Below are 25,301 nucleotides of genomic sequence, written 5' to 3' on the forward strand. Positions count from 1 at the left end.
CCTCCGTCCAAAGCTTATTTGCCAAAGGTCTGGAACTCGCGGATGGATCTCGGAGCGATCATCTGATGCATCGGGCAGATGGACTGCGGGTTCTGATATACAGCCTCTGTAAACGCCTGGATATACGGACGAAGATCCGTTACATCCACAATCTCGTCTACCATACCCTTTTCGGTGCAGTATTTCGGACGGGACTTGTCGGTGTACATCTGAATCATCTCGTTCATCTTGCCGATGATCGGGGTCATGTCCTCGCCGGCTTTCTTCGCCTTCACCAGCTTTCTGGAGTACATGGCGTTTGCAGCCGTCTCACCCGGCATTACGTAGTATTCGCATGCGCCGGTGCCGATGGAGAATACGTTAGTATTGTTGCCCTGCGGGCCGCCTAATACATAGTGGGCCGCCGCGCTCGCCTTACGAAGCGTTACCTGTAAGGACGGGAGCTTGGAGTTCTCGATGGAGTAGATTAAGGACTGGCCAAGGCCCAGAAGCTCCGCCTTCTCCGCCTCGTCGCCTACATCGATACCTGTGGTATCCTGCAGCCATACCAGCGGGATCCGGTCACGCGCGCAAAGCGTCACAAACTCATTCATCTTGATTAAGCCCTGACGGTACAGCTTGCCGCCGATACCTACGGAATTCTGCTTGTACTCCGGATAGTTCATGAGCAGGCCCTGTACGTTGGCGATCACACCGACTAAGAGGCCGTTCACCTTCGCAAGGCCGGTTACCATCTCAGGACCATAGCCCTTCTTGTACTCCGCCAGCTCGCTGCCGTCAAAGAGGCGGCCGATTACATCGTACACATCGTAGGGACGCTTCTGGTTCATGGGGATGATGCTGTAAAGATCCTCAGCCGGAAGCAGGGGGGCCTTCGGGGCGTCAACGCGGAAGAACTCTAAATTGTAGGCCGGAAGGTAGCTGATATATTTCTTAATGCCCTCGATTACGCCTACGTCGTTCTGGTATACCTCGCGGAAGAAGCCTGTCTCATCATAGTGGATCGGAACAGAACCCGGAGCCGGAACGTGCTGCTTGCTGTTCTCAATCTGGGCCGCAACGATCTGCTCCGCCGCCTCTTCGTCAATATATCCCTTGGGATTCATACCGCTTAAGATACCAGCGCCGCCGACTGCCATATTGGCGTCCTGATGCGCGATCAGAATGGTCGGGGAAATGCTGTGGTATCCGCCGCCCGCCGGGTTGGTTCCGTAGATGCCTACGATAACCGGGATGCCGAGCTGGTTTAACTCCGAGTTGCGGAAGAACGGGGTGCCGCCGCCGCGGCGGTTCGGATATACTTTATCCTGATTCGGGAACTCAACGCCCGAGCAGTTTAACAGGTATACGAGCGGAAGGTGCATCATCTTCGCTGTGTCAGAGCAGCGCAGAAGGTTTTCCGCCTGGCCCGGAACCCATGCGCCGGCCATCTTCTTGTTGTCAGACGCAACGATCACAGCCCACTTTCCGCCGATGCGGCCAAGGCCGTTTACGATATTCGTGGTGCCGAACTTGTTGTTCTCCGGATTGAACAGGCTGTTCAACGGGCACCATGTGCCGGCGTCGATCAGCGCGTTGATACGCTGCATGGCGGATAACTGTCCGCGCTCGTTTAATTTTTCTTCGGATGTGATACCAGCCGCAAGAACCTTCTCAATTGATGCGTGGATGTCATTCTCTACTGCCTTTAAGCTGTCAGTGTTTTCTGCATTCGGGTTTACCAGCTCCTTACCAACGGTCGGCATGTTCTGGAAATATCCTGGCATTGAATACATATTCATGTCTTCTAATCTCCTATTCTGAATGGCCGCAGCAGGCGGTCCGGCAGCGCCTTTCTGTCTTCGGCTGTCACCGGAACCCTTCCTGCTGCAAATGTCCTGTCCGTGCCCCGCACGCAGCGCCGCGCGCCGGGCCGGACAGATGTGTCGTTACCTTGTCTGATCGTAGCATATCAGACGATCCGGACAGTCCCGTCTGATCAGTCCTTCGGAACCTGGATGAATGCCTGGCCCGGATCGATCTCCTCGCGGATCATGCGGATAACCTCCGGATCCGGAGCGTCCAGCTTCACGGCTCTGGAAACGTCGATGTCAAAGCCTGTATTCTCGATTACATCCTCCGGTGAGGAAGTCTCATAGTAGCCGGCGAGGTACATTCTCTTTGTCTTCTCGTCAAACTTCAGGATGCCGCGATCCGTAACGACCGCCTGCGGTCCGCGGTTGCCCGGAAGGCCGAGTTTCTCACGTCCGCCAGGTCCGTCGATCCAGCCCGGGCTGGTCACATAGTCGATCTTCTGCATGAATCTTCTCTTCTCATGCTGGATCATGATGATGGTGTTGTTAAAGGTTGCGATCGCGTTCGCTCCGCCGGATCCGGTGAAACGCGTCTTCGGCGCATGGTAATCGCCGATACAGGTGGAGTTTACATTTCCGTAGGGGTCGATCTGAGCGCCGCCGATGAAGGCAACGACTCTCTCGTTGTCATGCAGCCAGTCATTGGTCTCAAAGCCGATGAAGCGGATGTTCGGCCACTGGCAGCCGCAGTGCGCCATGAAGCGCAGGTCGCCTACGGAACGCGGAACCTCGATGGGGGAGCAGTCCATGAGGCCGCTCTCAACGATTAAGTTGCACTTGGGCGCAAACAGACGTTTTGCAACGGATGCGCCGATTAACGGAAGTCCTGTTCCAACAATTGCGATATTGTCATTTGTGATGCACTTTGCAAGTGTGATTGCCTGCATCTCTTTGTTTGTATACTTTGTGTAGTCAGCCATGATTAATCCTCCTTGCTTATATCTGTCGCATAGCCGTATCCATCAGATACTTTTAACTTAAGGAGACGGTTCACACCGATCTTCTCAAGGAACTCTGCCTGATCCTTTACGCCGTAAACGTATTCGTTTAAGAATGCCTTGAAGTCCTCCTCCGTCTTGCTGGCTGCGCCGTATGCCTTTAAGAAGGAATTGTCATAATCATAGTAGCCATAGCACTGCGTCGGATATGCGCCGTAGGGAACCTCGCAAACCGCGTTTACAACAAAGCACGGAAGCTTCGTCGCCTGCGGATCTCTGCGGATCACGTCATTGCTCACCAGCTCCTCGCAGGTAACGATCACTTTTCTGGCCGCCACTGCGATATCAATGTCATGGAACTCATCGCCCATCAGGATGCAGGTTCCGTCCGGAGACGCCTTCTGCACATGGATGATCGCGGTATCCAGCTTCGGAACCGGAAGGCAGACTACCTTCTCGCCCGGATTGAACGGGTTATCCATGTATACAAATTTGTCGTCCGTCAGCTTGTCAATCGTCTGACGCACCTCTTTGCTGATTCCCCACTCATCAACCAGACCGGAACCGATCATGAAGCGCACCGGAAGGAACGGAAGTCCGAGAGAGGATGCATGGAGCATGTACATAATGGCATCCTGGGAATAATCCTCGTAAATGAGTTCGCCGGCCTCGATTTTCTTGCGGAAACGGCGGGATACATTCGTCACGCCGGAGTCTGCGGTATAGCAGTTAATGTAAGCCTTCACGCGATCCTCGCCGATCAGCATATCCCAGTCGGATCCGGCCGGGCCTGCCCAGGCGACAAAATCCTTTTTGCCCTGACGAAGAATTTCACGAACCGCTGCCATCGGTTTTTTGTTGGTTGTAAAACCGCCGAAGGAGATCGAATCGCCGTCTTCTACATACTTAGCAACCGCCTCTTGTAACGTACATACTTTATTACTCACAATAAAGCCTCCTTTTATATAAATTTTTTTCTAGCGAGTATCATCAGCCAAATATCAGCATAAAGAAACCGGCCGCTACTGCGGAACCGATTACGCCTGCCACGTTTGGCCCCATTGCGTGCATCAGCAGGAAGTTGGTCGGGTTCTCTTTTGAGCCGACTGTCTGCGCCACACGGGCCGCCATAGGAACAGCGGATACTCCGGCGGAGCCGATCAGCGGATTGATCTTGCCGCCTGTCACGGCATAGAGAACCTTTCCTAACAGCACGCCGCAGATCGTTGCAAAGCAGAAGGCCAGAAGGCCCATGCAGATAATGGCAATTGTCTGAATGCGGAGGAAAATCTCCCCGTCCGCCGTGGCGCCTACCGTGGTGCCCAGCATAATGGTAACAATATTACATAACGCATTCTGCGCCGTGTCGGAGAGACGCTCCACCACGCCCGCCTCGCGGAACAGGTTGCCTAACATCAGCATGCCCAGAAGAGGGGCTACGGACGGAAGCAGGAGGGAGCAGAACAGCACCACAAATACGGGGAACACAATCTTCTCCACCTTGCTCACCTTGCGGAGCTGCTTCATCACAACTGAGCGCTCCTTCTTTGTCGTCAGAAGCTTCATGATTGGCGGCTGGATCATCGGAATCAGGGCCATGTAGGAGTAAGCCGCCACCGCGATGGGCGCCACCAAATCCGGAGCCAGGTTATTCGCCACATAGATGGCTGTCGGGCCGTCCGCGCCGCCGATGATGCCGATCGCGGCCGCCTCGCCCACAGTAAACAGGCCGGTTGCATTGGCCAGAATAAACGCAACATAAATGCCGCCCTGCGCCGCCGCGCCCAGCAAAAGGCTTATGGGGTTCGCAATCAGGGGGCCGAAATCTGTCATCGCGCCTACCGCCATGAAAATCAGGCAGGGGAACAGGCTGGATTTTACGCCGCCGTATATAATGCGCAGAACGCCCTGCGTGTACCACGGCTCGGACTCTTTCATCAAATTTGCCAGAGGCAGGTTGGCAAGGAATATGCCGAACGCGATCGGGAGCAGAAGAAGCGGCTCATACTGCTTTTTGATCGCCATGTATAAAAGAAGAAAGGAAATGAGGAACATGACACAGTTTCTCCAGCCAAGCGCGGCAAAACCGGACTGTGCAAGCAGTTCGCTCAGGATTTCAAAAAAGTTCATTACTTTACCTCCTAGTTAAGAGCAACCAAGGCAGCTCCCGTATCTACAGCGTCTCCTGCCTTTACAAGAATCTGGCTTACGGTTCCGTCTGCCGGAGCCACAATCTCCGTCTCCATCTTCATGGCCTCCATGATGATGACAACCTCGCCGAACTTCACCGCCTGGCCCGCGGCAACTTTTACGTTCAGAATCTTGCCGGGCATCGGCGCTTCGATCGTCGTGCTTCCCGCTGACGGGGCTGCTGCCGGAGCAGGGGCGGGCGCTGGCGCGGGAGCCGCCGGGGCAGGAGCTGGCGCTGCGGGCGCCGGGGCAGGGGCCGCCGGACGGCGCGCTGGCGCTGCGGATGCCAGAACCGGAGTGGCCGGAGCCGCCACGCCGTTGCGATCCAGGGATTTGTATGCTTCTAACTTCTCTACCTCAACTTCATATCTTTTTCCATTGATCGTAGCAACATATTTCATAGTTTTTACATCCTTTCGATAGATTTCCTGTATCCTTTATCAGCCCAGAGTAACCAAAGCCGCGCCGGTATCCACTGCGTCGCCGGCCTTCACCAGAATCTGGGCAACCGTGCCGTCCGCCGGAGCCACGATCTCGGTCTCCATCTTCATGGCCTCCATGATGATGACAACCTCGCCGAATTTCACCGCCTGGCCTGCGGAAACCTTTACGTTCAGAATCTTGCCGGGCATCGGCGCTTCGATCGTCGTGCTTCCCGCTGACGGGGCTGCTGCCGGAGCAGGGGCGGGCGCTGGCGCGGGAGCCGCCGGGGCAGGAGCTGGCGCTGCGGGCGCCGGGGCCGCTGCAGGAGCCGGAGCCGTAATCGGAGCCGCCGGCGCTTCGCCGTATCTTGGGATCGGTGCATAATCATCCATTCTCTCAAGCTCAACTTCGTACTGTTTTCCATTGAGGGTAGCCGTATATTTCATAACTGCTATAACCTTCCTTTCAAATTACCTTCCATTCCTGATTTTACTTAAGTTCCGTTACGTTCAAAATCCTGAACCGATCGGGCGTCGTCCCCAGATCCTCTCCGATTGTCGCCATCAGTACGGCGAGAACCTCCTTGTCTGCCTCATCTGACACGACCGGGGCTGGAGCCGCCGCTACAGCCGGCTTCGGAGCGCTGTCCTTGATAAATGCGCCCAGGGCCCTGGAAATCAGAATGATGGCCAAAGACAGTACCATCAGCGTCAGGAAAACAATGGAAATTCCCAGCAGAGAAACGATCAATGACTGTCCTATGGGCATGGTTGATTCAGTCCACATGTGCTTTGCACCTCCTTTTTTATTACGGCTCTTTTCTGGCGCCGGACCAGTTTCGCTTTCTCACTTTCCGTATTATGGAATGCATTCCATTTTTGAAAGCTATTTTAAAAAAGGGAAAACTCCCCTTTTTCTTCGTTAAGCCTGCATTTAGACAAAATGCATCAAGCTCACTATGGTTAAATTATACCAGCTCCCCCCCTAAATGTCAACCGACGCTTTCATAAAATCTGCACAAAAAACGCGGTTTGCGGCGAAAAAAAATAACGGTTTCCGACAAATTTTCACTATGTGGAAACCGTTTTTTCGTTCATTTCATATAGTTAGGAACTGTCACGAAATAAATTAGCCGGACGGCGCTGGATAAATGTTCATCTGCAAAGAAGAAAATCGCAGGCGTAGCGGGCTGCGTCAAGATTTTCTGATGCGGCAGATGGGCATTTAGACAAGCTGAATGGCTAATTTATTTCGTGACAGTTCCTTAGAGCGTGTTTGAAAATTCATTCCTGGCATCTGCACGCCCCACTTCGCGGTATATTTGTGCCAAATTCACTTAACGCAGCCCACTGCGCCGCGTTCATTTGGCACAAATCTCCCACAAAGTGGCACGCACAGCTACCAGAAAGCAATTTTCAAACACGCTCTAGCATGGCAAAGGCCGGCCCGCTCCCTATTTCCCGACCTTAAAGGAACTCTTAAGCGAAACAATCCTGTTAAATACCGGAACGCCCGGCGCGCTGTCTTTACTGTCCACGCAGAAATATCCGTTTCTCACGAACTGGAAGCTGTCGTAAGCCTTTGCGTCCTTTAAGCCCGGCTCCAGATAGCATTCCTTTAATACGGTCAGGGAGTTTGGATTTAAGTTCAGGCTTCCGTCCGCGTTCAGCTTGCCCTTTTCCTCGTCCACCAGATTCTCATACAGACGGCACTCTGCCTTTATGGCCGACGATGCGGCTACCCAGTGGATGGTTCCCTTTACCTTTCTGCCCGTAAAACCGGATCCGCTCTTCGTCTCGGGATCATACGTACAGTGCACAACCGTCACCTTTCCGTCCTCATCCTTCTCGCATCCTGTACAAGTCACAAAATAGGCGTTCATCAGGCGCACCTCATTGCCCGGGAACAGGCGGAAGTATTTCTTCGGCGGTTCCTCCATAAAATCATCGCGCTCGATGTAGAGCTCGCGCCCAAACGGGAGCTTCCGGGATCCAAGCGCCTCATTTTCCAGATTATTCGGGGCGTCCAGCTCCTCTGTCACTCCTTCGGGATAATTGTCGATCACGAGGCGGATCGGGTCAAGGATCGCCATTACCCGCGGTTTTTTAAGCTTTAAGTCCTCGCGCAGGCAGTATTCCAGCATGGCGCTGTCGATCGAGTTGTCTGCCTTGGACACGCCGGCCAGCTCCACGAACCGGCGGATGGACTCCGGCGTGTAGCCTCTTCTCCTCAAAGCCGCGATCGTCACCAGGCGCGGATCGTCCCAGCCGTCCACAATCCCGTCCTCCACCAGCTTTTTGATGTAACGCTTCCCGGTAATGACATTGGTCAGGTACATCTTGGCAAACTCGATCTGGCGCGGCGGATCCTCAAACTCACACTCTCTCACCACCCAGTCGTAGAGCGGCCGGTGATCCTCAAATTCCAGGGTGCAGATGGAATGCGTGATGTGCTCCACCGCATCCTCGATCGGATGTGCGAAATCATACATGGGATAAATACACCACTTGTCCCCCGTATTGTGATGGGCCATATGGGCCACACGGTAGATCACCGGATCGCGCATATTGATATTCGGGGAGGCCATGTCGATCTTCGCCCGGAGCACCTTCTCCCCGTCCTTATACACGCCGTTTTTCATATTCTCAAATAATTCAAGGTTTTCTTCAACGGACCGGTTCCTCCACGGGCTTTCCTTTCCCGGGCTGTTAAAGTCGCCCCGGTACCCGCGGATCTCGTCCGCGCTCAGATCGCAGACAAACGCCTTTCCCTTTTTAATCAGAAGCACCGCGCACTCGTACATCGTCTGGAAATAATCCGACGCAAAAAACAGGCGATCCTCAAATTCCGCGCCCAGCCACTTTACGTCCTCAATGATGGATTCCACAAATTCCGTCTTCTCCTTCGTGGGGTTCGTGTCGTCAAAGCGCAGGTTGAACTTTCCCCCATACTGCTTTGCAAGCCCGGAATTTAAGATAATGGACTTCGCGTGCCCGATGTGCAGATAACCGTTCGGCTCCGGCGGAAAACGGGTCTGGACATGATTGTAGACTCCCTCCGCGAGATCCTTGTCAATCTCTCTTTCAATAAAATTCTTGGAAACGGTTTCTTTACCGTCTTCCGTGACAGCAGCCGTGTTTTTATTCTCTTCCATAAGCATTTCCTCCGTCAATGTTTCAAAGATTGGTATAATCATATCACATTTTGTGCGAATGGAAAAGGTGAAATTGTCTGCGGCGGCTTTCACGCATATTTTCCCCCATTCCGGGTATGTTTACTTTATAACGATCCTATATCAAAGGAATTCATTCTTTCCACAATTACAAATCAGGAGGGACTATGAAACGAGATAACCGCAAAATTGCACTGATCGGCACAGGGATGGTAGGAATGAGCTATGCCTACGCGCTGCTCAACCAGAGCGTCTGCGACGAGCTGGTTTTGATTGACGTGAACCGCGAGCGGGCGGTGGGCGAGGCGATGGATTTGAATCACGGGCTGGCTTTTTCGGGATCCAGCATGAAGATCTACGCCGGGAGCTACCGCGACTGCACGGATGCGGACATTGCCGTTATCTGCGCCGGGGTTGCGCAGAAGCCGGGGGAAAGCCGGCTGAATCTTTTGAAACGGAATATGACGGTTTTTCAGTCCATCGTGGATCCGATCACGGCTTCGGGCTTTAACGGGATTTTTCTGGTGGCCACGAACCCGGTGGATGTCATGACGCACATTACCTGCGCGATCTCCGGCTTTAACCCCAGAAGGGTGCTCGGAACCGGGACGGCGCTGGACACGGCCAGGCTGCGCTACCTGCTGGGGGAATATTTACGGGTGGATCCCCGCAACGTACACGCCTATGTTATCGGCGAGCACGGGGACACGGAATTTGTGCCCTGGAGCCAGGCCATGGTGGCCACTAAATCCGTGAGCGCTCTGTGCGATGAATCCCACGGAAGCGTCTGCGCCGGGGATCTGGAAAAGATTTCCGAGGAGGTGCGGACAGCGGCTTATAAGATCATTGAGGCTAAAAATGCCACTTATTACGGTATCGGCATGGCGATGACGCGCATCACAAAGGCGATTCTCGGGGACGAACACAGCGTACTGACCGTGTCGGCCATGCTGCGCGGGGAATATGGGCAGAACGGCGTCTTTGTCGGGGTTCCCTGCATCATCAACCAGAACGGAATCCAGCGCGTCCTGACTCTGGATTTGAACGATGAGGAGCTTAAAAAGCTCGATCAGTCCTGCCAGACTCTGAAGCGGTGCTATGAAGAGCTTGACGATTAAAATCTACCGGCTGGCCGGGGCCGCGGGAGCCATGATGTCAAAGCACACGGAATCCACGACGGTTTTCGTGACGTGATTGTACACGACCACGTTCAGCCCGCGGCGGTTCCTGGACAGCTCGCTTTCGCCGATGCGGATCGAGCACGCGCTCTTCTCCCCGGCTCCCGTGCTTTTTATTTCATAGGATACCCGTCCGCCGCATATGCGTCCCTCTGTTGCCAGCTCTCCGCTCCCCGCCGCCTCGATCGCCGCGCCCCCGGCGGCCACGGCGTAATAGCTGAGCCCGGGCTTTCCTTCCGGGTTTTCCTTAAGCCCCAGGGCGTTCATTCTCTCCCACGCGCCCTTTGGCAGGACGGCGGGCTCTTCCCCGCGGATGGCCATGAATACGGTATAGCGCGCATCGTCCAGACAGGCCAGATAATCGGAAAGCCCTGTCTGATATATAAGCTCACAGTCCTTTTTCACGCCCTCATACCAGGCTTTTGTGTCCTCCCACTGGTGATCCGTCTGTCCGGCGATCCCGTATTCCCCGCTGAGGATCTTCCCCAGACGGGAAGTGACCTTTTCCGCCCCCCAAATGTTTCCATGGCCGTTGTCGTGGCTGTCCGCAGCCAAATGAAGACCTGTGGATTCGTAGAGCGGTTTCTCATTGAAATCATAAAACGGAATCCCCTTTTCCTGCGCATACTGCCGGATTGCGCGGCAGCGCGCGGGATTCTCCATAGTTGTGGGCGTTTTGACGAGGAGCAGGCGGATCCCGCGTTCCCTGCAAAGGGCCTCGATCCAGTCGAGATACGCTCTCATGAGCTCCACCATCGCTTCCGCATCCTCCCCGGAGTTTTCCTCAAATGGCTCGAACTCCTCATTCCCGCACATGCCGGGCAGGGCCGTAAAGCCCTTCATCTCATAATGGGCGCTCATTTCCTTGTATGCAAAATCATCCTCGTTAAGACTCATCCAGCGCGTGTGATAGCGGATATTGGGGAAATAATAGCTGGCGGCGGACTGTTTTTCGTCCAGGGCGCAGATGTCGTTTACGGCCGCCCGCTTGACCCCGGACCACTTCATATAGTCGATGGCCTTTCTGGTACAGCTCTCGGACGTGTTGAGCGCCTCATTCCGGTCGTAGGGAAACAGCAAATAGCAGTCCAGTACGACGGCCTTCGGCGTCTGGAAGCGCAGGGCCTCCAAAAGCCAGTAATATGACACCAACAGGTTCTGCCCATCAGAGCCCAGATTGTAACTGCGGATCCCGTACTCGTCGTAAAGCTTCTGCGGAGAAAAATGCGAGACCGCATGGCTGCTGCCGAAAAACAGCACATCCACCGTATTCTCCTCCATCTGATAAAATCCGAGATAGGTCGCGGTGGCGGGCCACGTCTGGTTAATGAAAAATTTCGGCGTCAGAATGCGGCCGGCCGACGCAAGGCAGAGCCAGAGCGCCGCTGTAAAGACCGCAGCCTTTGCCCAATACCGGATATGAAACCGTCCCATCTCAAAATCCTCCGTAAATAAACGCCTGGGCGTCGAACCCAAAGCCGTATGTCCCAAACACAAACACAGCAACCGCCGCGCCCAGATAGCAGAACCACCGAAACAGGATATGCTGCCGCATAAGCCAGTCCCAGAGTTCCAGGCCGCGCCTTTCTTTGAGCAGGCTTGCCCGCAAAAGAACCCAGGATGAAATGAGAAGAACGGCCCATTCCTTCCATTCGAGCCCCAGACGCAGCAGGGTATCGTCAAAGAGAATCCACGGATTCCACACCGAAACCATGGAAAAAAGCATGCGCAGCCCCTCCCGCAGGCTGTCCGCCCGGAACACGATCCAGGCCGCCATAACAGGAAACAGGGTCGCCGCCCGCCGCAGCACAGTCCGCAGAAGGCTGTCCCCGCTGATGCCGAGGAGCCGGCACAGCCTGTCCCGAACCGGCGCGGTTATCTCCTCCCCAATCTGGTACGCGGCGTGAAAAAGCCCCCAAAACAGGTACTTGTACCCCGCCCCGTGCCAGACGCCGCTGACGGCAAACGTCAGGGCCAGATTGATATAACGCCTCATCCTCCCCTTGCGGTTTCCGCCCAGCGGGATGTAGATATAGTCCCGCAGCCAGGAGCTTAGGGATATGTGCCACCTCTGCCAAAATTCCTTTACGGAAAGCGCGAGGTAGGGATGGTTAAAATTTTCCGCGAGCTGCACGCCGAATAAAGCCGCCGCGCCCCTGGCCATGCTGACGCACGCCATAAAGTCCGCGTAGAGCTGCAGGCTGTAGAGCGCCCCCGCGGCAAATACCACGAAGCCCGCGTACATAGCAGAGTGATCGAACACCGCATTCACCACAACCGCCGCTTTATCCGCAATCATCATTTTCAAAAAAAATCCCCAGCCGATCAGGAGCAGCCCCCTTGTAAAGCCGGCCTCGTCAAAGCGGCGGCCGGTGAGAAGCTGCCGCCCCAGATCGCCAAATCGCGGGATCGGCCCCTGGATCGTCTGCGGGAAAAAGGAGATAAACAGCATATAGTGAAACGGATTCTTCTCCGGCTCTATCCGGCCGGTGAAAATATCGGCCAGATAGGCAATCATCTGCAGCGTATAAAAGGACAGGCCCAGGGGGATGATAAAAGAACGCCCCGGCCGGCAAAGGAAGGACTCCAGGATAAAATTGCCGTTCTTCGTCACAACAAGCGGCGCGGCAACCGCGCAAACCGCCGCCGCAAAAAGAAGCCGCTCCGGCGCGCGCGGGCCCCCTTCTTCCCGCCTTTTCTCTGCGCGGTTCTTCCTCATATAATATAGAAACAATCCCATCGCATAGCTGAACAGAACCATCGCGAAAAAGAGCTTCCGGCCGTGCGAAAGCCTGACGTAAAAGGCCATGCTCGCGGCCAGAAGCGCCAGCCAGCGAAACCGCAGGGGAAGCAGATAGTAGACCATGACCGCGGCGGCCAGAAAGATATAGTATGAAACCGAGAGAAATACCATCTTAAACACTGCCTTCCTTTTCCTGTATATGTACTCACAAAATCAGGCGCAGAGAAATTCCGAGAGTACATATAAACGTCCCTGCCGCTGCCTTCTGGCGCTTTTGGAGGGCTTCGCGGGCGGCTGCGCCGGCTCCTGCGCAACCTTCATGCTCTTTGCAGCCAGCCGCCCGATGCCCCTGTTCTTCTCTGACAGCCCGCTGAAGATCGCCCGCATACAGACACTTCTACTTTCCATTGATGAATCCCCTCTCATTTTATCTGTAACGGATACAGTTCAAGCCTACATCAATTGTTGTTTTTTGTCAAACTTTTCCTTGTCTGATCCTTGGCTTTGTCACCATTCACTGATAATTTGAAAACGGGAGGATACCTGTGGACAGCAATACGGGAAGCGCTGAAATGACACGCAATGTATCAAATATACTATGACGCTATACCAGCTCCCTACATGGCCAGCACCGCATTCCAGATCTCCTCCACCACCGGGATACCCAGCCTGCGGTTTTCCTGAATGCTTTTCAGCGCCCGTTCCCCGGGATAATACACCTGCCCGCCCTCCTGCGCGGGCACGGAGGTCTTGATATCCGCCACGATTTCGTTTACAACCGAATCGGTCAGCTCCACGGAATTGAATTTCCCGGGAGCAATGGCAATCATGATCTGGGTCAGGCCCACCTCGTCCCCAAGGGTTCCAATCCGGCTCACCGAATTGCCGCCCGCAAGCACGGTGGCGATCAGGTCCAGGGCAATGGAGATCCCGCTCCCTTTCCAGTATCCCATGGGCAATACCCGCTGCGTCTTCTCGATCTCCGCCGGATCCGTGCTCAGCCTGCCCTCAGAATCATACCCGCCCGGGACGGAAAGCTTCTGGCCCTTCAGTCTGCAGTCCTCCATCTTTCCGTAAGAAAACTGGGACATGGCGCAGTCAATGACCACATGATCCCCGCTGCTCCTGGGAATTGCCATCACAAAGGGATTGTTTCCAATCTTTTTGTCCTTTCCGCCCCAGGCCGGCATATTGGGACAGGTGTTGGACCAGCAGATGCCGATAAACCCCCGGTCCGCGGCCTGCCAGCCGTAGCTGCCGCCTCTCATCCAGTGGTTATTGTTGCCCAGGGCCACCACGCCCACGCCGTATTCCTCTGCCAGATCACAGGCCCGGTCCATGGCCCTCCTCGCGTTCAGCGGGCCGAATCCCCTGTGCCCGTCCCATCTCTCGATTGCCCCCATGCCCATCTCACAGGTAGGCGCGGCATCTGGGGCGATCTCTCCTTTTTCAAGGTAGGATACGACCCTGGGGAAACGGTTTAAACCGTGTGAATATACGCCCGCCATGCTGTTGCCGGCAAAAATGGAGGCCGCGTCGGCGGCGCTTTCGGGATCGAACCCGTGTTTTGTTAAAATACGTTCAAATTGCTTTACCATATCCTCATACATTACGCGCATTTTCTTTTCCTCCTCTTTATGGATTGCAATCGATTGCAATTTGTTTGAGTTAATAGTATCACAATTCCTTTCGTATTTCAAGTCTGTTTTTCCGGTGTTTTGCGATTTTTTTCTATGTGACAGAAACCCTTAAGATTCTGCACCGGATGGACATAGAATTCTCCTTATCCGGCGCAGGCGGACAAAAAATACCCCGTCTGAACTGTTATAGCCGATATTAGGTTATTTCCGATATCTTTTTCTCGAAATGAGCCGTGATTGCAATCGATTGCTTTCCCTGTCAAAATACAGGCAGCCCTGTTCCCGGCTGTCCGGCCGCATTCCGGTTCGGCTGCTGCATTGATGTCATTGATGTCATTGATGTATTGCGTGTTCTGATGCATTACGTACTCTCCCGCTCGATGATATCCGTAAACAGCATCATCTTCTGCGGATTTTCCTTTCCCTCAAGGGCATCCAGAAGGATTCTTGACGCGGCGGCGCTCACCTGTTCCAGCTTGTTATCCAGCGTGGTGAGCCTGGGGGAGCACAGTTCCCCGTAAATGGTGTTATCCACGCCCATGACCGCTACCTGACCAGGGACCTTCACGCCTCTTTCCGTCAGTGCCTGGATTCCTCCTGCCGCCAGAAGATCAATGGAAAAGATCATCCCTTCCACGTCCGGATGATCTTCCAGGATCTTCAGGGCCATATGGTATCCCTCTCTCAGGGACTCTCTTGTTGTTCTCAATGGTTTAACCGCGCCTTTATCGCCGCATGCCCGGCCGGGCCCATCCGTTTCACGGTAAATCCACAGATCTTCCCGTTTCCGGCCCAGCTCCAGCATGCCCGCGATAAACCCGTTTTCTTTTTCCAGGTTGGAGGGGGAACATGAATCCCTGATAAAGGCCAGCTTTCTCTTCCCTTTCCCGGCCATCAGGCGCACCCCGCTGCGGATTCCGCCCGCCTCGTCTGTCAGGACTCCGTATACGTTCGGCAGATCGAGCGCTCCGTTGACAATGGCCACCGGAATTTCCTTCAAGTGCTTCTCTATGCTCTCTTTCACGGCCTCTGTGGCCAGCATGGAGCCAATCAGGATAGCGCCGTCCACTCTCCGCTGCCCGAGAATGCGGACATATTCCCTCTTCTTCTGCTCCTCTGGCCCTGTGCTCAGTGTAATGCAGCAATATCCTCTGGCCGTCATCGCCTGCTCGATCACGTAGGCGCTTTCCGTGTGATGGCTCACCCGGATATCCTCAATCAGGATTCCGATGCTGCGGCTGGACTGGGTTACCAGCCCCCTGGCCGCCTCATTGGGCGTGTAATGGTATTTCTCCAGAAGATCCCGGACGCGCTTTCGCGTCTCCTCCCTGATTCCCGGTTTGTTGTTGATAACCCTGGAGACGGTGCTGGCCGCCACGCCCGCTTCTTTTGCAATGTCATAAATGGTCATTTCACGCGCCATCCTCTCTCATTTTAAATCAGTCAGGGGCGTATGCGTCCCCCGTCCGCTGTACAGGAATTCTCCCCTCCTGGCATCTATTTTCAGCCTGCATATCCGCTCAAACCGCATGGATCTGCGTTCCATCCAGCCAGGAATACAGGTTTTCAAATACAATATCCGCCCGCTGCTCCATGGACTCCGCGGAGGCGAACCCGATATGGGGCGTGACGATGGTATTCGGGCAATGAAGCAGGGGGTGATCCGCGGGAAGCGGCGGTTCCGTCTCAAACACGTCGCAGGCCGCCCCGGCAATCCTCCCTTCTGTAAGCGCCCGCGCCAAAGCCGTGCTGTCCACAACGCCGCCTCTGGCCGTATTGATGAGTATGGCGCTCTTTTTCATCAGCCGCAATTGCGCCTCCCCGATCAGGCCCTTTGTCTCCTCTGTCAGCGGGCAGTGGAGCGATACAATATCCGCCTCCCCAAGCAGCTCTTCCAGGGATGTCTGCCGGTCAATGGCCGCGTCCCGCACGGCGCTCCTGCTGAATGCCGTCACCGCGCACCCGAATGCCTTACAGAGCGCGGCCGTCTTCCTTCCGATCGCCCCCGCGCCTACAATCCCCACCGTTTTCCCGCACAGAAGATTCCCTACCAGTCCATCCTTTGTCCCTCCCTCGCGGCAGCGCGCTTCTGTCTCTGCCACATTCCGCAGCAACTGGATCATAAAGCTGATGCTCAGCTCCGCCACGGCCTGGGTGGCATAGCCGGAAGCATTACTCACGGCAATGCCCCGCTGCCTGGCCTGGGCCATAGGGATATGATCCACACCGGTAAAGGCCACGTTGATAAATTTCAGCTCTTTTGCGGCCTCCAGCGCGGACGGGGCCAGGGGCATATTGGCCAGCATGAGCACATCCGCGTCCCGGCATCGCTCTGCCTGTACCCCGGGATCGGGATCCCTTTCGTAAACCGTAAACATATGGCCCATAGCTTCCAGCCTGCGGGCGTGTTTTTGAAGCGTCTCCCGGGAAACGCCGAGTCCTTCCAGCAATACGATTTTCATTTTGTTCATCCTCCTCTGTTCTTATTCCCCCAGTCAACAACCCCGCTGCAAGCAACGGGGCGTCAAACTTGCACGCTGCAGGGCAGCGGGGTATTTGACCCTCGCGGCAGTCGCCAAATGTGCATGCAAGCATGCCCACTTGGCTCGTTGCGCGCGGGAATAAAGTCCACGCGGCCTGTCTTATTGCCCTTTGCCGGCGGAAAAAAGGCTATAGTAATGCTCGGCCCGCTCCCTTGTCAGGTCAAAAGAGCGTTCGATTTTGAGTAAAATCCTCTCCTTTGTCAGATTATCCTCTAATCCGTCTAATATAAATGCTTTGATTCCTTGCTCGATTCCCCGTTCAATTCCCTGCTCAATTCCCTGCTCAATTCCCCGCTCAATTCCCTGTTCGATTCCCTGTTCGATTCCCTGTTCGATTCCCTGCTTAAATCCCTGTTTGATTCCCTGTTCAAGCCCCTGTTTAAGTCCATCTTTTAAGCCGACTTCCCTGGCCTCCAGCATCATTTGGTTGTAATCAAGAATCGCCTTTTCCCTCGCTTCATATTCCAGGCGTTTCTCCTGGTCACTGCTGATCACCTGCAGCTTCTCATAAGCCCTTTCGATATAGGGGTTCTTTGCCGCCAGCATGTCAAATTCCTCCTTTTTCTCTGCGTTTATAAATTTCGCCCACAGCAGGATCTCATCGCTGTCCTCTTTTAACTCCTTTGGAAGCTTTGGCAGCTCCACCACGTGGAATTCCAGTTTATCCGTATACAGCGTCCGCCGCGTATCCTCCCGCAGGTGGAAGCATGAGTAGAATTCGCTTTCCCCCTTAAACAGATCAAAATCAAGGATGCTGATCCCCACGCATTTTTTAAAAACCGTATAATCCTGGCCTGAATGGATCTGTTCCGTATACATTTTTGCCAGATAGAACAGCGAGCGGTCCGCCCACACGGAAAGCGCTGAAAGCTGGATCTCGATATCGATCTCCGTATCGTCGTTCAGCAGGATGCGGACGTCCAGGATCCCCTGCTTATCATCCTTATGGAGCTTTCTCAGGCTTGTATTCAGCACCCGCGCTTCCCGGATATCCCCCGGGTTCAGCCGGAGCATGGCCGACAGAAAGCCGATGCGCGCCTGTTCATCCATCATGATCTCCTTAAAGGCAAAATCAATCCTGGGTTTCATCAAAAAATCTGACATATCCGTCTTTATTCCTCCTTGATATATTTTATTGTACCAGATCGGCAGCCATGTGACCAGCCTTCAGATGTGTTAATCTGATCAGCTCCGGTACTTTTTTATTGTTCTCATCCCTTGCAGGTCTGTGCCCGGTAACGCGCTCCGTGATGCATATAAAATGCAAAAAACGCAGTTTGGCCCTGCTATCCCCCGGGTTTGGCCCAAGAGGGCCCGCTGTCTGTGATTTCTGCTGCGCTGCACTCACAAAAAACAGCTCGTGTTGGCTGACGTGTGAACAGCAGCCAAGTGACCGCTGTCCCCCCGTCTATGTAACCAGATCCTTCCTGCAGAACACATAATACGAAATCCCCGCCAGATCCGCCAAAAACCAGCCGATCGGCACGGACCACCAGATCCCCGCCACCCCAAACGCCGGAACCGATGACAGCGCATAGGCAAGCGCCACCCGCGTCCCCAGGGAGATCACCGTCAGCACCACGCTCATCCCCGGCTTCCCCAGCGCCCGGTACAGGCCATAGAGCAGAAACAGGCAGCCAATGCCGCAGTAAAAAGCCCCTTCAATCCGCAGATACCGGACTCCCTCCCGGATGGCCTGCGTTTCCCCTGCCTCTATAAACAAGGCCATCAGCGGGCGGGCAAATATCCACACCAGCCCGGACACGACGACGCAGAACGCCATGGACGCCGCCACAGCGCCTTTCAGCCCCGCGCGGATGCGATCCGGTTTTTTCGCGCCGTAGTTCTGGGCGATAAAGGTGGAAAAGGCGTTTCCGAAGTCCTGCACCGGCATATAGGCAAACGCGTCAATCTTGACCGCGGCCGCGAATGCAGCCATGACCGTCGCCCCAAAGCTGTTGACCAGGCCCTGGACCATCAGGATGCCAAGGTTCATCACCGACTGCTGGACGCACGTCAGGATAGAGAAGCCGGCGATCTCCTTCACACAGCTCCACTTCACGCGCGTTCTCCTGAAAATGGCCCTTAGCTGGGGATATTGCCTCACGGCGTAAAGTGCAATCCCGATCCCCGAGACATACTGGGCAATCACCGTAGCCTCCGCCGCCCCTCTGACGCCGCGTCCAAGCCCCAGCACAAACCACAGATCCAGTATAATATTGAACCCTGCGGACACTGCCAGAAAGATAAGCGGCGTCACCGAATTTCCCACGGCCCTGAGGAAGGACGCGACATAATTGTACAAAAAAGTAGCCATAATACCGCTGAAAATCACGGCCAGATACGCCCTCATCATGCCCCAGACCGCATCCGGCGCCCTGAGAAAAACCCGGATAAAGTCCAGACAGGCAAAGGCCAGGATATTCAGAAATATGGCCGCCGCCGCGATGAGCGCAAAGGAAGCCCGCACGCTATCCTCAAGCCCCGCCTCGTCTCTTTGTCCAAAGCGGATGGAAAACAGGGCCCCGCTGCCCATGCACAGCCCCAGAAGGATGGAGGTCAGAAACGTCATCAGCGTGAAGGAAGAGCCCACGGCGGCCAGGGCGTCTGTCCCCAGAAATTTCCCCACGATCAGAGTGTCGGCCACGTTGTAGCACTGCTGTAACAGATTTCCCAGTATCATGGGCACGGCAAACAAAAGCATGGAGCGCATCACCGGGCCGTGCGTTAAGTCTTTATTCATCTCTTTGTCTCCCCCCGCTCCTTTACCCGCGCCAGACAGCCCTCAGGCAGAGAATCCTTTAACTGCGCATCCCGTACCCGCATCAGACAGCCTGTCAGACCTGTATCCTGCAAAATCCTGTCCTCTTCTCTCCGGGTAAAGCCAAAATATTCATTTAACCGGGTAACGAGCGTAACCTGTCTTCCGTCCATCCTCAAAATCTTCCTGATCAACCCGCTTTTATCAACATAGTAATACTGGTTTTTCCGGATATCCGCAAACCCGGAGCGCCCTATCGGAATTTCTATAACATCCATCTCCACTGACCGCTACCTCCATCCATTCCCCCAAAGTTTTGCCCTCTTCCTCCAAAAGAAAACAAAAATTATGTTCTCCATACTCCACCATTATACCCCACAACATACGCTTAAGCAATCCTGATTCCCTCCGCCTGCTACCCCTTCTCATCCCCCCGGCGGCCCCCCCCCCCACGGATCCCCATTTCCCGTCACAATTTACAAATCAACCCGTTTTTTTACACCTTTTTAACGTATTAAATCAATTGTTTTCTCCCTTATTCTATGTTACACTATGCCCGAATACATGTGTAATACGAAGGAGGGATAGGGCTTGGCCCGATTGTGCATGAATTCCTGTAAACGACTCGGAATCGATATCGGTTCCACCACGGTTAAAGTTTCAATTATCAATGAAAACGGCGATCTTATGTTCGCCGACTACAAACGTCATTTTGCAAATATTCAGGAAACTCTGTCCGATCTTTTGGACGAAGCTTCCTCCCGTCTCGGGGAGACGGAGGTTACCCCGGTGATCACCGGTTCCGGCGGCTTAACGCTGTCAAAGCATCTGGGCATTCCTTTCGTGCAGGAGGTTGTGGCGGTCGCTACCTCTTTAAAGGATTTTGCGCCCCAGACAGACGTCGCTATTGAACTCGGCGGCGAGGATGCGAAGATCATTTATTTTACAGGCGGCATTGATCAGAGGATGAATGGGATCTGCGCCGGCGGGACCGGCTCTTTTATCGATCAGATGGCCGCTCTTTTACAGACGGATGCATCCGGCCTGAATGAATATGCAAAGCATTACAAGGCTATTTACCCCATCGCGGCGCGCTGCGGCGTGTTTGCGAAGTCGGATATCCAGCCTCTGATCAATGAGGGGGCGACCAGGGAGGATCTGTCCGCCTCGATTTTCCAGGCGGTTGTGAACCAGACCATCAGCGGCCTGGCCTGCGGAAAACCGATCCGGGGAAATGTGGCCTTTCTCGGAGGGCCGCTTCATTTTCTCTCCGAGCTTCGTGCCGCGTTTATCCGCACCCTGAATTTAAGCGAGGAGCAGGTAATCGCCCCGGATCACTCCCATCTGTTCGCGGCCATAGGCGCGGCCATGAACGCAGAGAGCACGGCCCCGGTACCGCTCGCCGAGCTTGTAAACCGTCTCGCGGGCGGAATCAAGATGGATTTTGAGGTAAACCGCATGGAGCCGCTCTTTGAAAGCGCAGAGGATTACCGCGAATTTACAGAACGCCATAGCAGCCATGATGTGCAGAAAGCGGATCTGGCCTCCTATGAAGGCGACTGCTACTTGGGGATCGACGCCGGCTCCACCACCACCAAGGCGGCCCTGGTCAGCGAGGACGGCGCGCTGCTCTACCGCTTCTACAGCAATAATAACGGAAGCCCCCTGGCAACGGCCATCCGCGCCATGAGGGAGATAAACGAACAGCTTCCGCCAAAGGCGAGGATCGCCTGGTCCTGCTCCACGGGCTACGGCGAGGCGCTTCTTAAGTCCGCCCTGATACTGGATGAGGGGGAGGTGGAAACCATTTCCCATTACTATGCGGCCGCGGCCTTTGAGCCGTCGGTGGACTGCATCCTCGATATCGGCGGCCAGGATATGAAGTGCATCAAGATCAAGGACGGCGCGGTGGACAGCGTACAGCTCAATGAAGCCTGCTCCTCGGGCTGCGGTTCCTTTATCGAAACCTTTGCCAGATCGTTAAATTACAGTGTCGAGGATTTTGCAAAAGAAGCGCTTTTCGCCAAAAATCCCACGGATCTGGGAACGCGCTGCACGGTTTTTATGAATTCCAATGTCAAGCAGGCCCAGAAGGAGGGCGCGTCCGTGGCCGACATCTCCGCAGGGCTCGCCTATTCGGTCATCAAGAACGCCCTGTTTAAGGTCATTAAGATTACAAACGCCTCGGATCTGGGCCGCCATGTGGTGGTTCAGGGCGGTACCTTTTATAATGACGCCGTTCTGCGCAGCTTTGAAAAAATCGCGGGCTGCGAGGCGGTCCGCCCGGATATTGCGGGCATCATGGGCGCATACGGCGCGGCCCTGATTGCCAGGGAGCGGCGCGACGCCTCGCGGGCTACCTCCATGCTGCCCATGGATAAGATTTTGAATCTCACGTACAAGACCAGCATGGCCCGCTGCCAGGGCTGCACGAACCACTGTGTCCTGACCGTCAACCGCTTCGGCGGCGGCCGGCAGTTCGTGACCGGCAACCGCTGCGAGCGGGGACTGGGCGGGAATAAGACGAAAAAAGACGTACCCAACCTGTTTGAGTATAAATATAACCGGATGTTCGGCTATGAGCCCCTGACCGCGGATCTCGCGCCCCGGGGCACGGTGGGAATCCCCAGAGTCCTGAATATGTACGAAAATTACCCCTTCTGGGCCGTTTTCTTTAAGGAGCTGGGCTTCCGGACCGTTTTGTCGCCCCAGTCCACCAGACAGCTCTACGAGCTGGGGATCGAATCCATTCCCAGCGAGTCCGAGTGCTATCCGGCCAAGCTGGCGCATGGACATATTGAATGGCTGATCCGGCAGGGAATCGACTACATATTTTATCCCTGCGTTCCCTATGAGCGCAACGAGACGCCGGACGCGGGCAACCACTACAACTGTCCCATGGTGACTTCCTATGCGGAAAATATTAAAAACAATGTGGAATCCCTTTCGGACCGGAAGATACGGTTTTCCAACCCCTTCATGGCATTCACAAACGAGGAGGTCCTGACCGCCCGCCTGACCGAGGAGTTCTCGGGGGAGTTCTCCATCCCAGAACCGGAGATCCGCCGCGCTGCCCATAAGGGCTGGACAGAGCTCATGGCCTCCCGCGAGGATATGAAGAAAAAGGGCGAGGAGGTCTTGAAATGGATGGAAGAGACGCATCATCACGGAATCGTGCTGGCCGGGCGCCCCTACCATGTGGATCCGGAGATCAACCACGGCATACCGGAGCTTATCACCTCCTACGGCTTTGCCGTACTGACCGAGGACTCTGTCGCCCATTTAGGCCATGTGGACCGCCCCTTAATCGTCACGGATCAATGGATGTACCACTCCCGCCTTTACGCGGCGGCCTGCTTTGTAAAGACACAGCCGAACCTTGACCTCATCCAGCTCAACTCCTTTGGCTGCGGGCTCGACGCGGTGACCACGGATCAGGTGAGCGACCTTCTGACCCGCTCCGGCAAGATTTACACGCTGTTAAAGATCGACGAAGTCAATAACTTAGGAGCCGCGCGAATCCGCGTGCGCTCCCTGATCTCAGCCATCCGTGTCCGGGAAATGCGCCATTTTAAGAAACCCGTGGTTTCCGGCGCGTACAGCCGCGTGTTCTTTACAAAGGAGATGAAAAAGGATTACACTATCCTGTGCCCGCAGATGTCTCCCATCCACTTCGGCCTGATTGAGGCCGCGGTAAGGAGCTTTGGCTATAAGCTCGAGGTTCTGAATAATTCCGACCGCTCGGCTGTGGACACTGGTTTAAAATATGTCAACAACGATGCCTGCTACCCGTCCCTCATTGTGGTGGGGCAGATCATGGACGCCCTTTTATCCGGCAAATATGACTTACATCACACGGCTGTCATCATGAGCCAGACCGGCGGCGGCTGCCGCGCGTCCAACTACATCGGCTTTATCCGCCGCGCGCTGGAGCGTGCCGGCATGCCGCAGATACCTGTGATCTCCTTGAATGCCAACGGCATGGAGACGAATCCCGGCTTTAAGATCACGCTTCCGCTCCTTACAAAGGCCATGCAGGCCGTTGTATACGGCGATATTTTCATGCGCGTGCTCTATGCCACCCGCCCGTATGAGGCCAAACCGGGCTCGGCCAACGCGCTCCATGAAAAATGGGAAGCGGCGTGCATGAAATCCCTTTCCAAGCGCGCGCCGTCCATGCAGGAATTTAACCGCAATATCCGCGGTATTATCAGGGATTTCGACGAGCTGCCCCGTAAAAACACAGTAAAACCCCGCGTGGGAATCGTGGGAGAGATTCTGGTCAAGTTCTCTCCTCTGGCGAACAACCATGTAGTGGAGCTTTTGGAGGCGGAAGGGGCGGAAGCCGTGATGCCGGATCTGCTGGACTTTTTGCTGTACTGCTTCTATAATCAGAACTTCAAGGCCGACAAGCTCGGCGGAAAGCGCTCTACGGCCTATCTGTGCAATATGGGGATTGCCCTGCTGGAATATTTCCGCCGCACCTGCCGAAAGGAGCTGGAGCGCAGCGCGCATTTCCTTCCTCCGGCAAGGATAAAGGACCTGGCTTCCATGGCCAGCCACTATGTATCGCTGGGCAACCAGACCGGCGAGGGCTGGTTTTTGACCGGCGAGATGCTGGAACTGATTCACAGCGGAACACCGAATATCATCTGCACACAGCCTTTTGGGTGCCTTCCGAACCACATTGTGGGCAAGGGCGTGATAAAGGAACTGCGCCGGAGCCATCCTGAGGCGAATATTATTGCAGTCGATTATGATCCGGGCGCGAGCGAGGTGAATCAGCTCAACCGGATTAAGCTGATGCTGGCGACGGCGCAGAAGAAGATCGATGCGGGGGGCGGGGAGTCGAAGATATCGTAAGTGTATTATCGTGAGAGGCCGCCAGGAAGCGTTACTGTATCCAACAGAACCCCGCTCCCGCCCGCAGAAAAGCGCAGCGGACGCTAAGCTCGAAAAGACCTCGCTAAACGCCGGCGGTTTTCTACGGGTTCTTTATGGATGCAGTAACGGTTTCTGGCTACATAATCGGCGGGCTGTGATTCGTACTAAATGGTTGTTGTCGTCACGAATCAGCAGCATAAAATCAAAAATCAGCATCGCAATAAAATTTTGCTGACATTTCGTTCATTTTGTGTTATAATGATTTCTAATCAGAATTATTTATTTCTTATACAATGCGGAATGGCTATGGCGCGTTGGATAGGCGTGCTTTTGTGTATGGCATGGGTGGATAGATGACTGGTTAAAGTCAATTACTCCCGCGGCAGCCGCCGGACGGGCAGGCAGATATGTCTGTCCGGCTCGTTGTTTCCGGGAATTTGCTGATAGAAATGGGGGCTATTTTACGATGCATTTCAAGACGTTTTTCTGTGCGGCGCTGTTTACTGCTATGTTGTCCATGAACGTCCTGGCAGGGGAGCATTCGGCACAGATGGTTAGTTTTTCGGTGGAACCCGGCGATTCGGCGGCGATTCGCCTGACGAGCCAGAAGGTGATTACAGAGTCCTTTTCTTTTAAGATGCCAAAGGACTGGGACGGTCAGTGCGTCCTTGTTCCGTATGAGGATGGGTGCGATATTTATGACCGGGCCGCTTATGAAGCGGATGGATCAGGACTCCTTTTTACGATTGCCTGCTATGAGAATATTGAGTCAGAGGAGCTGCAGGAATATACGATTCTGGGTTTCTGCAATGATAAGACGTATGTCCTTGAGTCCTACTATGAGGATTTCTACGATGAGGCGGAGGACGGCGCGCAGCCGGACTTTGAGGAAGCGGCCAGGCTTATTAAGAAGAGCTTTGTCTCCTATATAAAAGAAGAGGCGGCTGAATAAAGCGCTGCTGTTTGCATAGCGGTA

The 25,301-nt window shown here is 54.7% G+C and carries 23 protein-coding genes; 4 read left to right on the forward strand and 19 right to left on the reverse strand.

Going from position 1 to position 25,301, the window contains the following annotated elements; translation table 11 throughout:
* Positions 1-14 precede the first annotated feature (14 nt).
* From NFS31_RS10640 to NFS31_RS27650, 8 genes are all read right to left on the reverse strand, one after another.
* Positions 15-1,781, reverse strand: coding sequence for an acyl-CoA carboxylase subunit beta (locus tag NFS31_RS10640; protein WP_160225028.1), 1,767 nt, complete (start codon positions 1,779-1,781; stop codon positions 15-17).
* 197 nt (positions 1,782-1,978) lie between these two features.
* A complete protein-coding gene (gene gctB, locus NFS31_RS10645; RefSeq protein ID WP_160225029.1) occupies positions 1,979-2,773 on the reverse strand; it encodes a glutaconate CoA-transferase subunit B in 795 nt (264 codons plus the stop codon).
* Between the two features lie 2 nt (positions 2,774-2,775).
* Positions 2,776-3,738 (reverse strand): glutaconate CoA-transferase subunit A, encoded by a 963-nt coding sequence (gene gctA / locus NFS31_RS10650; RefSeq protein WP_251494643.1) that lies wholly within the window; start codon positions 3,736-3,738, stop codon positions 2,776-2,778.
* 43 nt (positions 3,739-3,781) lie between these two features.
* Entirely contained in the window at positions 3,782-4,921 is a 1,140-nt protein-coding gene (locus NFS31_RS10655; RefSeq protein ID WP_251494645.1) for a sodium ion-translocating decarboxylase subunit beta, read from the reverse strand.
* An 11-nt stretch (positions 4,922-4,932) separates the two neighbouring features.
* Positions 4,933-5,382, reverse strand: coding sequence for a biotin/lipoyl-containing protein (locus NFS31_RS10660; protein WP_251494648.1), 450 nt, complete (start codon positions 5,380-5,382; stop codon positions 4,933-4,935).
* Positions 5,383-5,421: 39 nt separating this feature from the next.
* Positions 5,422-5,850 carry a biotin/lipoyl-containing protein gene (locus NFS31_RS10665; protein ID WP_251494651.1) on the reverse strand — a complete coding sequence of 143 codons (429 nt, stop codon included), beginning with the start codon at positions 5,848-5,850 and terminating at the stop codon, positions 5,422-5,424.
* 43 nt (positions 5,851-5,893) lie between these two features.
* Complete coding sequence (locus NFS31_RS10670) at positions 5,894-6,190, reverse strand: OadG family protein (protein WP_251494654.1); 297 nt, start codon at positions 6,188-6,190, stop codon at positions 5,894-5,896.
* 438 nt (positions 6,191-6,628) lie between these two features.
* The gene (locus tag NFS31_RS27650) at positions 6,629-6,736 is read right to left on the reverse strand and encodes a DUF6783 domain-containing protein (RefSeq protein WP_465223433.1); all 108 of its coding nucleotides are present in this window, start codon (positions 6,734-6,736) and stop codon (positions 6,629-6,631) included.
* Here NFS31_RS27650 and NFS31_RS27655 point away from each other — a divergent pair.
* The gene (locus NFS31_RS27655) at positions 6,686-6,874 is read left to right on the forward strand and encodes a DUF6783 domain-containing protein (RefSeq protein ID WP_465223434.1); all 189 of its coding nucleotides are present in this window, start codon (positions 6,686-6,688) and stop codon (positions 6,872-6,874) included. The two genes, NFS31_RS27650 and NFS31_RS27655, sit on opposite strands and share 51 nt — an antisense overlap.
* Here NFS31_RS27655 and NFS31_RS10675 read toward each other — a convergent pair.
* Positions 6,858-8,558: a glutamine--tRNA ligase/YqeY domain fusion protein gene (locus tag NFS31_RS10675; protein WP_251494657.1), complete on the reverse strand. Its 1,701-nt coding sequence runs from the start codon at positions 8,556-8,558 to the stop codon at positions 6,858-6,860. The two genes, NFS31_RS27655 and NFS31_RS10675, sit on opposite strands and share 17 nt — an antisense overlap.
* A 185-nt stretch (positions 8,559-8,743) precedes the next feature.
* Between NFS31_RS10675 and NFS31_RS10680 the strand changes: the two genes are divergently transcribed.
* Positions 8,744-9,694, forward strand: coding sequence for an L-lactate dehydrogenase (locus tag NFS31_RS10680; RefSeq protein WP_251494659.1), 951 nt, complete (start codon positions 8,744-8,746; stop codon positions 9,692-9,694).
* 3 nt (positions 9,695-9,697) lie between these two features.
* On the opposite strand, the gene NFS31_RS10685 is transcribed toward NFS31_RS10680, so the two are convergent.
* The 10 genes from NFS31_RS10685 to NFS31_RS10730 all read right to left on the reverse strand — a co-directional run bounded on the left by NFS31_RS10685 (position 9,698) and on the right by NFS31_RS10730 (position 19,725).
* Positions 9,698-11,188, reverse strand: coding sequence for a hypothetical protein (locus NFS31_RS10685; RefSeq protein ID WP_251494663.1), 1,491 nt, complete (start codon positions 11,186-11,188; stop codon positions 9,698-9,700).
* A gap of 1 nt (position 11,189) precedes the next feature.
* On the reverse strand, positions 11,190-12,668 hold the full coding sequence (locus tag NFS31_RS10690) for an MBOAT family O-acyltransferase (RefSeq protein WP_251494757.1): 1,479 nt from the start codon (positions 12,666-12,668) through the stop codon (positions 11,190-11,192).
* Positions 12,669-12,710: 42 nt separating this feature from the next.
* Complete coding sequence (locus NFS31_RS10695) at positions 12,711-12,905, reverse strand: hypothetical protein (RefSeq protein WP_251494666.1); 195 nt, start codon at positions 12,903-12,905, stop codon at positions 12,711-12,713.
* Between the two features lie 209 nt (positions 12,906-13,114).
* The gene (gene yiaK, locus NFS31_RS10700; protein WP_251494669.1) at positions 13,115-14,116 is read right to left on the reverse strand and encodes a 3-dehydro-L-gulonate 2-dehydrogenase; all 1,002 of its coding nucleotides are present in this window, start codon (positions 14,114-14,116) and stop codon (positions 13,115-13,117) included.
* Between the two features lie 164 nt (positions 14,117-14,280).
* On the reverse strand, positions 14,281-14,499 hold the full coding sequence (locus NFS31_RS10705) for a hypothetical protein (protein WP_251494672.1): 219 nt from the start codon (positions 14,497-14,499) through the stop codon (positions 14,281-14,283).
* A complete protein-coding gene (locus tag NFS31_RS10710) occupies positions 14,499-15,548 on the reverse strand; it encodes a LacI family DNA-binding transcriptional regulator (RefSeq protein WP_251494675.1) in 1,050 nt (349 codons plus the stop codon). Before NFS31_RS10710 ends, NFS31_RS10705 begins: the two co-directional genes overlap by 1 nt.
* Before the next feature lie 109 nt (positions 15,549-15,657).
* Entirely contained in the window at positions 15,658-16,599 is a 942-nt protein-coding gene (locus NFS31_RS10715; RefSeq protein ID WP_251494678.1) for an NAD(P)-dependent oxidoreductase, read from the reverse strand.
* Between the two features lie 180 nt (positions 16,600-16,779).
* On the reverse strand, positions 16,780-17,784 hold the full coding sequence (locus NFS31_RS10720) for an Rpn family recombination-promoting nuclease/putative transposase (RefSeq protein ID WP_251494681.1): 1,005 nt from the start codon (positions 17,782-17,784) through the stop codon (positions 16,780-16,782).
* A gap of 304 nt (positions 17,785-18,088) precedes the next feature.
* Complete coding sequence (locus NFS31_RS10725; RefSeq protein ID WP_251494684.1) at positions 18,089-19,423, reverse strand: MATE family efflux transporter; 1,335 nt, start codon at positions 19,421-19,423, stop codon at positions 18,089-18,091.
* Complete coding sequence (locus NFS31_RS10730; protein WP_251494687.1) at positions 19,420-19,725, reverse strand: hypothetical protein; 306 nt, start codon at positions 19,723-19,725, stop codon at positions 19,420-19,422. Before NFS31_RS10730 ends, NFS31_RS10725 begins: the two co-directional genes overlap by 4 nt.
* 322 nt (positions 19,726-20,047) lie before the next feature.
* Between NFS31_RS10730 and NFS31_RS10735 the strand changes: the two genes are divergently transcribed.
* Complete coding sequence (locus NFS31_RS10735; RefSeq protein WP_251494758.1) at positions 20,048-24,304, forward strand: acyl-CoA dehydratase activase-related protein; 4,257 nt, start codon at positions 20,048-20,050, stop codon at positions 24,302-24,304.
* A 487-nt stretch (positions 24,305-24,791) separates the two neighbouring features.
* Positions 24,792-25,277 (forward strand): hypothetical protein, encoded by a 486-nt coding sequence (locus NFS31_RS10740; RefSeq protein WP_251494690.1) that lies wholly within the window; start codon positions 24,792-24,794, stop codon positions 25,275-25,277.
* The last annotated feature ends 24 nt before the right edge of the window (positions 25,278-25,301 follow it).

It is taken from the genome of Otoolea muris, assembly GCF_943193115.1.
Classification (GTDB): domain Bacteria; phylum Bacillota; class Clostridia; order Lachnospirales; family Lachnospiraceae; genus Otoolea; species Otoolea muris.

Excerpts from the sequence above, each read along its gene's own strand:
- NFS31_RS10695 (WP_251494666.1), bottom strand. The coding sequence starts at position 12,905 with ATGGAAAGTAGAAGTGTCTGTATGCGGGCGATCTTCAGCGGGCTGTCA.
- NFS31_RS10720 (WP_251494681.1), bottom strand. The coding sequence starts at position 17,784 with ATGTCAGATTTTTTGATGAAACCCAGGATTGATTTTGCCTTTAAGGAG.
- NFS31_RS10660 (WP_251494648.1), bottom strand. The coding sequence starts at position 5,382 with ATGAAATATGTTGCTACGATCAATGGAAAAAGATATGAAGTTGAGGTA.
- NFS31_RS10735 (WP_251494758.1), top strand. The coding sequence starts at position 20,048 with ATGAATTCCTGTAAACGACTCGGAATCGATATCGGTTCCACCACGGTT.
- NFS31_RS10690 (WP_251494757.1), bottom strand. The coding sequence starts at position 12,668 with ATGGTATTTCTCTCGGTTTCATACTATATCTTTCTGGCCGCCGCGGTC.
- gctB (WP_160225029.1), bottom strand. The coding sequence starts at position 2,773 with ATGGCTGACTACACAAAGTATACAAACAAAGAGATGCAGGCAATCACA.
- NFS31_RS10705 (WP_251494672.1), bottom strand. The coding sequence starts at position 14,499 with ATGCATCAGAACACGCAATACATCAATGACATCAATGACATCAATGCA.
- NFS31_RS10715 (WP_251494678.1), bottom strand. The coding sequence starts at position 16,599 with ATGAAAATCGTATTGCTGGAAGGACTCGGCGTTTCCCGGGAGACGCTT.
- yiaK (WP_251494669.1), bottom strand. The coding sequence starts at position 14,116 with ATGCGCGTAATGTATGAGGATATGGTAAAGCAATTTGAACGTATTTTA.
- NFS31_RS10685 (WP_251494663.1), bottom strand. The coding sequence starts at position 11,188 with ATGGGACGGTTTCATATCCGGTATTGGGCAAAGGCTGCGGTCTTTACA.
- NFS31_RS10725 (WP_251494684.1), bottom strand. The coding sequence starts at position 19,423 with ATGAATAAAGACTTAACGCACGGCCCGGTGATGCGCTCCATGCTTTTG.
- NFS31_RS10670 (WP_251494654.1), bottom strand. The coding sequence starts at position 6,190 with ATGTGGACTGAATCAACCATGCCCATAGGACAGTCATTGATCGTTTCT.
- NFS31_RS10680 (WP_251494659.1), top strand. The coding sequence starts at position 8,744 with ATGAAACGAGATAACCGCAAAATTGCACTGATCGGCACAGGGATGGTA.
- NFS31_RS10655 (WP_251494645.1), bottom strand. The coding sequence starts at position 4,921 with ATGAACTTTTTTGAAATCCTGAGCGAACTGCTTGCACAGTCCGGTTTT.
- NFS31_RS10675 (WP_251494657.1), bottom strand. The coding sequence starts at position 8,558 with ATGGAAGAGAATAAAAACACGGCTGCTGTCACGGAAGACGGTAAAGAA.
- NFS31_RS10665 (WP_251494651.1), bottom strand. The coding sequence starts at position 5,850 with ATGAAATATACGGCTACCCTCAATGGAAAACAGTACGAAGTTGAGCTT.
- NFS31_RS10640 (WP_160225028.1), bottom strand. The coding sequence starts at position 1,781 with ATGAATATGTATTCAATGCCAGGATATTTCCAGAACATGCCGACCGTT.
- NFS31_RS10740 (WP_251494690.1), top strand. The coding sequence starts at position 24,792 with ATGCATTTCAAGACGTTTTTCTGTGCGGCGCTGTTTACTGCTATGTTG.
- NFS31_RS10710 (WP_251494675.1), bottom strand. The coding sequence starts at position 15,548 with ATGACCATTTATGACATTGCAAAAGAAGCGGGCGTGGCGGCCAGCACC.